Origin of the sequence: Kribbella sp. (assembly GCF_035655035.1) — a bacterium.
In the GTDB taxonomy this organism is placed as follows: domain Bacteria; phylum Actinomycetota; class Actinomycetes; order Propionibacteriales; family Kribbellaceae; genus Kribbella.
In genome coordinates this window covers 1-9,382 of record NZ_DASRVN010000774.1, presented here as the reverse complement: position 1 = coordinate 9,382, position 9,382 = coordinate 1, and the positions used below count along the sequence as shown (strand labels likewise).

General features: G+C 68.0%; 9 protein-coding genes. 2 read left to right on the top strand and 7 right to left on the bottom strand.

Going from position 1 to position 9,382, the window contains the following annotated elements; all coding sequences use genetic code 11:
• Together VFF46_RS39360 and VFF46_RS39355 are read left to right on the top strand one after the other, a co-directional pair.
• A partial coding sequence (locus tag VFF46_RS39360; RefSeq protein WP_325042380.1) for a hypothetical protein occupies positions 1 to 610 on the top strand: 610 nt, incomplete at its 5' end.
• Positions 611 to 668: 58 nt separating this feature from the next.
• Positions 669 to 1,259, top strand: coding sequence for a hypothetical protein (locus VFF46_RS39355; RefSeq protein ID WP_325042379.1), 591 nt, complete (start codon positions 669 to 671; stop codon positions 1,257 to 1,259).
• On the opposite strand, the gene VFF46_RS39350 is transcribed toward VFF46_RS39355, so the two are convergent.
• The 7 genes from VFF46_RS39350 to VFF46_RS39320 form a co-directional block, all read right to left on the bottom strand.
• Positions 1,246 to 1,962, bottom strand: coding sequence for a sulfite exporter TauE/SafE family protein (locus VFF46_RS39350; protein ID WP_325042378.1), 717 nt, complete (start codon positions 1,960 to 1,962; stop codon positions 1,246 to 1,248). The genes VFF46_RS39355 and VFF46_RS39350 overlap by 14 nt on opposite strands.
• A gap of 138 nt (positions 1,963 to 2,100) precedes the next feature.
• Positions 2,101 to 3,840: a beta-galactosidase family protein gene (locus tag VFF46_RS39345; protein WP_325042377.1), complete on the bottom strand. Its 1,740-nt coding sequence runs from the start codon at positions 3,838 to 3,840 to the stop codon at positions 2,101 to 2,103.
• A 26-nt stretch (positions 3,841 to 3,866) separates the two neighbouring features.
• On the bottom strand, positions 3,867 to 5,231 hold the full coding sequence (locus VFF46_RS39340; protein WP_325042376.1) for a sugar ABC transporter substrate-binding protein: 1,365 nt from the start codon (positions 5,229 to 5,231) through the stop codon (positions 3,867 to 3,869).
• Between the two features lie 11 nt (positions 5,232 to 5,242).
• Positions 5,243 to 6,085: a carbohydrate ABC transporter permease gene (locus VFF46_RS39335; RefSeq protein WP_325042375.1), complete on the bottom strand. Its 843-nt coding sequence runs from the start codon at positions 6,083 to 6,085 to the stop codon at positions 5,243 to 5,245.
• Complete coding sequence (locus tag VFF46_RS39330; protein ID WP_325042374.1) at positions 6,082 to 7,005, bottom strand: sugar ABC transporter permease; 924 nt, start codon at positions 7,003 to 7,005, stop codon at positions 6,082 to 6,084. Before VFF46_RS39330 ends, VFF46_RS39335 begins: the two co-directional genes overlap by 4 nt.
• Positions 7,006 to 7,133: 128 nt before the next feature.
• A complete protein-coding gene (locus VFF46_RS39325) occupies positions 7,134 to 8,189 on the bottom strand; it encodes a LacI family DNA-binding transcriptional regulator (protein WP_325042373.1) in 1,056 nt (351 codons plus the stop codon).
• Positions 8,190 to 8,313: 124 nt separating this feature from the next.
• On the bottom strand, positions 8,314 to 9,382 hold a 1,069-nt coding region (locus VFF46_RS39320; RefSeq protein ID WP_325042372.1), incomplete at its 5' end, for a hypothetical protein.

Genomic DNA, 9,382 nt, shown 5'->3' with positions numbered 1-9,382 from the left:
CGAGCGACTGCTTGCGCGGCTGGTCAAGGCCAAGTGGGGCGACGACGAGGCCGAGCAACGGCATGAGACGTCACGACGGCAGTTGGCCAGCGAGTTCTTTCGGCGCAAGGCGGTCTGGGCGAATGCGCTGGGGATTACGGAACGCTGGCCGTTCTCGAACATTGCGTTGGCGTTCGACCCGTCGGTCGAGACTGATCCAGCCTGGGTGGAGCGCCTCGAGGCCGACAGCGGACACGAACTGGACAATCCGTTGGTTCGCAAGGTTGTGACGGACATGTTCCGATGGGTGTCGTTGGGGCATCGGCCGTACGAGCGCTTCCCCGAGTTCGATGATCCGTACGAGCCGATGGTGCAGGTCTTCGAGCGCGGGGGCGAGTTCTGGAACGGTCAGGCCGGGATCGAGCTTCCTATCGCCGGGGTGGTCTACGGCAGCCTCGGCGACCGGTTGGCGCAGGCGCCGATCCCGATCGATGCTGCGACGTTGGCCGAGTTGGACGAGCAGGACCGGATCGAACTCGAGAGGGTACGAGCCCGGGTCGCACAGCAAGCGCAGGAAAGCGGAGAGTCGTCGCTCCGGCATTCCGGGAATCCGGATACCCACAAGGAGTGAGCGTGGCCGGCTGCCTGAGGGTCGCCCACTCCACCGTCGCTAGGGAAGGTTTGGGACTGTGACGGATGCGGTGGCTTCTGAGCGGCTGTTGGCTCGGCTGGTGGCGGGTAGGTGGGACGACGAAGAGGCGGAGGAGCTCAACTACCTGTCGCGCGGGCGGTTGGCGAACGAGTTCTTTCGACGCAATGCGGTTTGGGCGAACGCGTTGGGGGTGACGGAGCGCTGGCCGTTCGCCGACATCGCGCTGGCGTTCGATCCGGCGGTCGGGACCGACCCGGTCTGGCTGGAGCGGCTGGAGGGCGCGATCGGGCATGAGTTGCAGCCGTTGGTCCGCAAGGTCGTGACCGACATGTTTCGCTGGGTGTCGCTGGGCGACCGTCCTCAGGAGCGGTTCCCAGAGTTGGACGATCCGTATGAGCCGATGGTGCAGGTCTTCGAGCGTGGCGGTGAGTTCTGGGAAGGCCAGGGTGGGATCGAGCTTCCCATCGGCCCGCTGCTCTATCTGGACATTGCCGACCGGCTGGCACAGCCTCCCTTCGCGATCGATGCCGCGACTTTGGCTGAATTGGATGAGAAGGACCGGATTCGGCTTGCGGAGGCACGAGCGCGCTTGGCAACACCGCGCGGTGATGGATTCAAAGAGCGCTGAGGCCTTTGGCTGTGGTGAGGAGGCCGCCGGTGGTGGCTAGGAGGAGGACGAGGGTTCGGGCGGTGGGGTTGGGGATTCGGGGGGTGAGGAGGGCGCCGAGGGTGGCGCCTAGGGGGAGGGCGGCCGCGGTGGTCAGCCATTGGAGGCTGGTCAGGGGTGGGATGCCGCGGGTGAGGAGGGAGAAGAGGTTGACGGTGGCGCCGTAGAACAGGGCGTTCGGGACGAACTCGCGGATCGTCCAGCCGGCGTTGACGGCGTACAGGGAGACGGGTGGGCCGCCCAGGCCGGCGGCGGTGTTCATGAAGCCGCCGGTGGCGCCGGCGGTGAGGGCGCCGGGGAGGCCTCTGAGGGAGCGGATGCGGAGGCCGCTGAGCAGGAGTACGGCGGTGAGCGTGACCAGCGTGCCCATCGTGATCAGCAGGATCGGCGCGGGCAGGACCCGGGCGAACCAGGCGCCGAGGGGTGCGGTGCAGGCGGCGGCGAGGACCAGGGGGATCATCGCGCGCAGGCGTACGTACCGCCAGCCGCGGGCCAGGCCGAGGAGGCACACGACGCCGGCCGCGCAGTTCGCGAAGGTGACGCCGTCCGCCGGGCCGAGGATGATCACCAGGGCCGGTACCGACACGAGCGCGAAACCCATGCCGGTCAGCCACTGCACGAACGCCCCGAGCAGCACCACCCCACCAAGCAGCAGCAGTGCCACTAGACCATCACCCCACCGAGCAGCAGATGCTCCACTAGACCATCACCCCGCCGAGCAGCAGGTGCTCCACTAGAGCGTCACCCCGCCGAGCAGCAGGTGCTCCACTAGAGCACCATCCGGCCACGAGCAGGCGGGCCACTACAGGTCGGTGTGGCCGAGCCGGGGGCCGGCGGTGAAGGTGGCGGTCGGGGCGTCGAGGGTTTCCAGTTCGAGTACGACGAGGTCGTTGGGGCCGTCAACGAGTACGGGCGCGGGGACGTAGAGCGTCTGCTGCGGGCCGCGGCGCCAGTACCGGCCCAGGCAGAAGCCGTTGATCCAGGCGAAACCCTTGCCCCAGGCATCGGTCCGGAGGAACAGGTCGGAGCGGCCGTCGGTCGAGAAGGTGGCGCGCCAGGCGGTCGGGCCGGTGCCGATCGTGGTCGGGGTCGAGCCGGCGGACTGCCACAGTCGCGGGAGGTGGTCCAGGTCGATGGCGCATGCGGACCAGCCGTGGAGCTCGGCCCCGGCCAGCTGGACCGGACCGATCAGGCCTTTCGGCTCGCCGATGCGCGGGCCGTAGTTGACCCGTCCCATGTCCTCGACGACCAGTTCGAGCCGGCCGCGGGTGTGCGGGAGCATGATCGTGCGCTCGTGCCGTTCCCGTTCTAGTACGCCGACCGGCGCTCCGTCCAGGAACACCTGGACCCGGTCGCGGACCTCGCCGAACGTCAGCGCCGCCGGGCCGCCGTGCCGCAGTTCGGTCCGGAAGATCGCCAGCCGGGCGTCGAGGTCGTCCAGCGAAGGCAACTGATCATGCGAAGACCACGTCCCGCCCGGACCGGCGAGCAGCCCGACCGGATCCGCCAATGCAACGTTGAACTCGGGCGCGGCAGGCGCCGCGGAGGGCAACGAGGAGGGCACCGGCGCATACCGCGAGATCACGTCCCGGAAGGCGAAGTACTTCTCGGTCGGATGACCCGCCTCGTCGAGCGGCGCGTCGTAGTCGTACGACGTCACGGTCGCGCGGTACACGCCCTTGTCGTTCGCGCCGCTGGTCAGCCCGAAGTTCGTCCCGCCGTGGAACATGTAGATGTTCACCGAGGCTCCGGCGGCGAGCAACGCGTCGAGCTCGGCCGCCGCGTCGGCCGCCGACGTCGTGTGATGCCGCCCGCCCCAGTAGTCGAACCACCCGTCCCAGAACTCCATGCACATCAACGGCCCGGTCGGCTGGTGCTTGCGCAGCGTCTCCAGCCGCGCCGGGACGCGGGACCCGAACGACCCGGTCCGCAGTACCTCGTCCAGCCCGCCCGCGCTGAGCATCTCGTCGGTCGGCTGGTCGACCGTGACGAGCGGGACGCTGGTACCGGTACGGATCACCTCGGCGAGCGCCTTCAGGTACGTCTGGTCGTCACCGAAGGCGCCGTACTCGTTCTCGACCTGTACGAGCAGCACCGGCCCATCAGCGTCGACCTGCAGCGGCCGGACGATCGCCAGTACGTCCTGCAGGTACGACGTCACCGCGGCCATGAACTGCGGCTCGAACCGCCGTACGCCGACGCCGGCGGTGCGTAGCAACCACGGAGGCAGACCGCCGTTGTCCAGCTCGGCGCAGATGTACGGCCCGGGCCGGACGATCGCGTACATCCCCGCCGCGGCCACTTCACGCAGGAAGCGGCCGAGGTCGAGGATCCCGGTGGTGTCGAACTCACCGGGCCGCGGGCTGTGCAGGTTCCACGGGACGTAGGTCTCGATCGTGTTGAGCCCCATCTGCCGCGCCTTCGCGATGCGGTCGGCCCAGCGTTCCGGGTGCACCCGGAAGTAATGCAGCGCACCGGAGATGATCTGGAACGGGCGGCCGTCCAGCAAGAAGTCGGACTCGCCGATCGCGAAGTCGGGCACGGGATCTCGTTTCTCTCGGGGCCTGGTCAGCCGTTCACCTGGAAGCCCTGCTGGTTACCATACGAAACCAGGGCATCCTGCCACGCCTTCAGGCCGGTGTTCAGGTCGGACTTGGACTGGTACGCCTTGCCGACGGTGTCGCCGTAGATGCTGTTCGCGTAGAGCTCGTAGGGCAGGTAGCTCCAGCCCTTCACGACGTTCCCGGCCGCACCGGTCAGCACCTGGTTGATCTTCTGGCCGCCGAAGTATGCGCTCGGCTTGTCGACGAACGCGGGATCCTTCAGGTCGGCCGTGGTGGCGGGGAATCCGCCGCTGGCGAGGAACGGCTTCACGCCCTCGTCGTGGTTCAGCCAGCGGACGAAGGCCGCCGCGAGCGCCGGGTTCTTGCTCTGCTTGAGGACGGATTCGGTGCTCCCGCCGTTCTCCGCGGTCGCGGGCTGACCGTCGTACGTCGGCAGCGGCGCGACCGCCCACTTGCCGGCGCCGGCCTTGACCGAGGACTCCATCACGCCGGGCATCCAGGCGCCGGTCGCGAGGGTGGCGATCGTACCGTCGCCGAGCGCCTTGAACCACTCGTCGGTCCAGCCCGGGATGTTCGAGACCAGGCCGCCGGTGACGAGCTGGTTCCAGGTCGACGTCCACTTCTTCGAGCCGTCGTCGGCCAGGTTGATCGTGACGTTCTTGCCGTCGGTCTTGAACGGCTTGCCGCCGGCCTGCCAGATCATGCTGGTGGTGAACCCGGCGTCGCCGGAGTCGTTGGTGATGTGGGCCTTCGGGTTCGCGGCGTGCAGCTTCTTCGCGGCGGCGACGTACTCGTCCCAGGTCTTCGGTACGGCGATGCCGTACTTCGTGAAGACCTCCTTGTTGTAGAACAGGGCCATCGGGCCGGAGTCCTGCGGCAGCCCGTACAGCCCGCTGCCCGCGTGCACCGAGGACCAGGTGGAGGCCGTGTACGACGACTCGTACTGCGAGAACCCGTACTGGTTCAGGTCGACCAGCGAGCCCGGCAGCGCGAACTGGGGGAGCGCCTGGTACTCGACCTGCGCCACGTCCGGGCCGCCCGAGCCGGCCTTGATCACGTTCTGCAGCTTGGTGTACTGGTCGTTGCCGGTGCCGGCGTTGACCAGGTTCACCTTGACGTTCGGGTACTGCTTCATGAACGCGGCGACCTGCGCCGGTGCCGACGGCGTCCAGCTCCAGTAGGTGAGCTCGCCGCCCGCCTTCAACGCCGCGTCGACCGCGTCCGCCGTACCGGTGGTCGTGCCGCCGCTCGCGCTGTTGCTCGTGCTGCTGTTGGACGACCCGCCGCCGCACGCCGCGACCACGGCCAGCGCCGTCAGTGCGGTTCCGGCGACCACCAGCCGCCGGAGGCCACGAAGGTGTGACTTCATGCTGTTTCCTTTCACTTCACACTGCCGGCGCTCAGGCCTGACTGCCAGAAGCGCTGGAGAAGGAGGAAGGCGATCACCAACGGGACGATCGTGAGCAACGATCCGGTGATCACCAGGTTGTAGATGGGGCGGGCGCCCACTCCGGTCGCCTGGTTGCTCCATTGGGTGAGCCCGACGGTGAGTGGGTAGAGGTTGGGTTTGCTGAGCATGATCAGCGGCAGGAAGTAGTTGTTCCAGGTCGAGACCATCGCGAACAGCAAGGTGGTGACGATGCCGGGGGCAAGCAATCGCAGGGCGACGGTGAAGAACGTGCGGACCTCGCCGGCGCCGTCGATCCGGGCGGCTTCGAGCAGTTCCGGCGGTACCGCGTCGGCGGAGTAGACCCACATCAGGTACAGGCCGAACGGGCTGACCAGCGACGGGATGATGATCGCCCAGACGGTGTTGGTGAGACCGAGGTTGGAGAACATCAGGAACGTCGGTACGGCGAGCGCGGTGCCCGGTACCGCGACGGCTCCGAGGAGTACGGCGAACACCGCGCGGCGGCCGGTGAACTTGTACTTCGCCAGCCCGTACCCGGCCGCGGTCGCGAGCAGGGTCGCCCCGCCGGCGCCGACCACGACGTACAGGACGGTGTTTCCGAGCCACTGCAGGAAGATGCCGCCGTCGTACGTCAGGGTGTCCTTGATGTTGGCGAAGAACGCGAAGCTCCTGCCGAACCACAGGCCGGGGGTGGACAACAGGTCGTCCTGGGTCTTGGTTGCGCTGAGCAACAACCAGACGAGCGGGACGATCGTGTAGAGCAGGTAGAGGACCATCACGCCGGTCAGTACCTTCGAGCGCTTGGTTTTCACAGCGCCTCCCGGGAGCCGCGGAGCTGGACGACGTACGCGATGATCGCGGTGATGATGCCCATCACGATCGCGACGGTGGCGGAGTAGTTGAACTGCTGGCCGGCGAACGAGAGGTTGTAGGCGTACATGTTCGGCGTGTAGTAGGTGTTGATCACGTTCGGCGCCAGCGTGCGCAGGATGTTCGGCTCGTTGAAGAGCTGGAAGCTGCCGATGATCGAGAAGATCGTCGCGATCACGATCGCGCCGCGCAGCGCCGGCAGTTTCACCGCGAGGATGGTCCGGAACGTGTTCGCGCCGTCGATCGCGGCCGCCTCGTACAGCTCGCCGGGGACCGTGCGCAGTGCCGAGAAGAAGATCAGCATGTTGTAGCCGACGAACTCCCAGGTGACGATGTTCGCGATCGAGGGCAGCATCCAGCCGCCGCTCAACGGCTTCAGCGCCGTACCGAGCAGGTCGTTGAGGTTCGCCGCGAGGCCGAAGTTGTCGCCGTAGACGTAGCCCCACATCAGCACCGCGACGACGCCCGGTACGGCGTACGGAAGGAAGATCACGATCCGGAAGAACCCGGCCGCGTGCAGCCGCGCGCTGTCGATCGCGAGCGCCGCGAGCAACGCCAGGACCAGCATCACCGGCACCTGGACGGCCAGGAAGATCGCCACCCGGCCGAACGCCTCCCAGAACTTCGGGTCCTGCAGCGCCTCGCTGTAGTTGCCCAGGCCAACGAACACCTTGCCGCCGAAGAACGCCTGCTCCCGGTAGAGGCTCAGATAGATCGCGTACCCGATCGGCGCCAGGAACGTCAACGCGAACACCGCCAGGAACGGCCCGACGAACAACCACCCCTTGCCGTCCTTCGAGGCCCGCTTCCGCCGGGTCGCAGGTTTGACCACCACCCGCTGGTGGGCCACGGACTCCGCCATGTCCGTCGACCTCCGTTTCTGTTTGATTCTGTTTACGCAAACATCTGACGCGGACGCTAGCTTGTTTACGTGAACATGTCCAGAGGCGTGGGACGGGGAAATCAGCCGGAGGTGCCGCCGGCGGACGGTCAGCGGCGCTTGCGCGGCGCGGCGGTGCTCTCGCGGACGATCAGCGGGGCGGCCACGGTGCCGTGGAAGTCGGTCAGCGGGGCGCGCTGCCGGAGTTGCCGGAGGATCAGCTCGACCAGCTCGTTACCGATCTGCTGGAACTGCTGGCGGACGGTGGTCAGCGGCGGCCAGAAGTGCGCGGCCAGGTCGATGTCGTCGAAGCCGACGACGCTCACGTCCTGCGGTACGGCGCGGCCGGCCTCATGGAGTGCGTGGATCAGTCCGCACGCCATCTCGTCGTTCGCGGCGAACACCGCGGTCACGTCCTTGCGTTTGGCGAGCACCTTGCCTAGCTCGTACCCGGAGTCCGCGGACCAGCCGCCGCGCAGGATCGCCGGCACCCTGCGGCCGGCCTGCTCGAGCGTCTGCCGCCAGGCGGTCGCCCGCAGATCGGCGGGCCCGGAGTCGTCCGGCCCCGCGAGATGGTGCACCGTCCTGTGCCCGAGATCGAGCAGATGCTGTACGGCGGCCCTGCTGCCGCCGGCCTGGTCGGCGCCGATCGCCGGGTGGTGCCCGACGAACCGCGAGTCCGAAACCGCGACCGGAAGCGTCGGCGGGAGTGCGAGCGCGGTCGGCGTGGCGGTCTCGGCGCGGATGATGATCAGGCCGTCGATCGCCTGGTGGTTGAGCTGCTGGACGGCGTCGCTGACGTCGCTCGACGACGGCGTCTCCACGTCGACCAGGCTGACCGAGTACCCCTCCCGGCGGGCCGCCTCGATGACCGCCTCGATGGTCTTCGACTCCCCGGTGCGGATCACCTGGTGCGCGATCAGCCCGATCGACCGGAAGTTCCCGCGGCGGAGCGCCCGGGCGGCGTGGTTCGGAGCGTATCCGAGCTGCCGCATGGCATCCAGCACACGCTCCTTCGTCTCCGGCCGAACCGGCTCCGCACCGGTGGACACCCGCGACACGGTCTGCGCCGAGACCCCGGCCAAGCGCGCCACATCACCGATCGAGGGCCCCGACTTCGGATGCCCCTTGACTCCGCGCCGCGACGGCCTGGCCTGGTTCGACATGAGATCAGCATAGGGATCGGCCGCTCGACAGTACGTATGTCTCCAGTACTCGGCTCCGGCACGCCTGAGCGCCCGGTCGGGTCGGGTGCAGTGGACGTATACGTACTGTCGAGCTGCTGACGGACTAGCTGTCGCGGGACACCATCAGCCAGCTGATTTGGATGTCGGGGGAGCGGGAGGGGGTGATCGTGACCGTCACCTTGCCGTCGGCACCGACCTGGATGCCGCCGTAGGACGCGGCTACGCCCGTCGCGGTGAAGAGGCGTTGGTTGTCGACGATCTGATTGTTGATCGTCACCTGGGCGGCGCGGTTGGCCCAGGGCCAGGGGTCGTAGTAGCCGGCGTCGACTGTGTACGTGCCGGGTTCGAGGCCGCCGAAGGTGTAGGCGAGCGGCTCGTGGTTCTTGGCGTAGCGGAGCGTGGTGTAGAGGTTGCCGGTGCCGGACGGTGCGCTGGCGCCGGTGTAGCCCCAGGTGGTGCCGGTGGTGGGGTCGGTGCCGAGTGGTTGCTCGGGGGTTGAGTTGAGGAGAGGGCCGGCCGCGGTGGTGAGGGTGGTCCAGTCGGGCGTGGCGGTGCCGCCGGCGTTCACGGCGTACCGGAGATTGTGGGGGATGACAACGATCGGGCGGGTGAACGTGCGCCCGTCGGCGAGTGTGCCGCGCAGGTTCCCCGGGCCGGGTTGCGCGACGCTAGCTGGGTCCCAGGTGACGGCGACCTGTTGGGCACCCCGGGCGGTCGTCACCGTGACCACAGCGGGCAGGCTGCTGGTGTCGTTGAGCCAGACGTGGTCCGGGATGGTGCTCGTCACAGTCCACCGCGTGTACGGCGTCAGATCGCCCAACGACCACTCGGCGTCCGGTCCGATGGTCAACGATCCGCCCTCGCCGAAGCTCATCGGCGTCCACACGTACGGCGAGTTCGCGAGATCGCTCGGCGTCCAGCGATCCGCCATGAACAGGAACTTGTTCTGCTTGGCATCGACCGTGACCACGTTCGTGCTCTGCGACCCGTACGTCGTCGCCGCACCCGACCCGGTGAGCGGTACGCCCCGATCGGTGAACTGACCGAGGATGTTCTGCGAGGTCGCGTAGTGCGCCGGGTTCGGATCCCAGCCGGTCGCGCCGGACGTCAGCAGGTAGTACGTGCCCTCGGACTTGAACATGGCCGGCGCCTCGCGCTGGTTGCAGACCAGC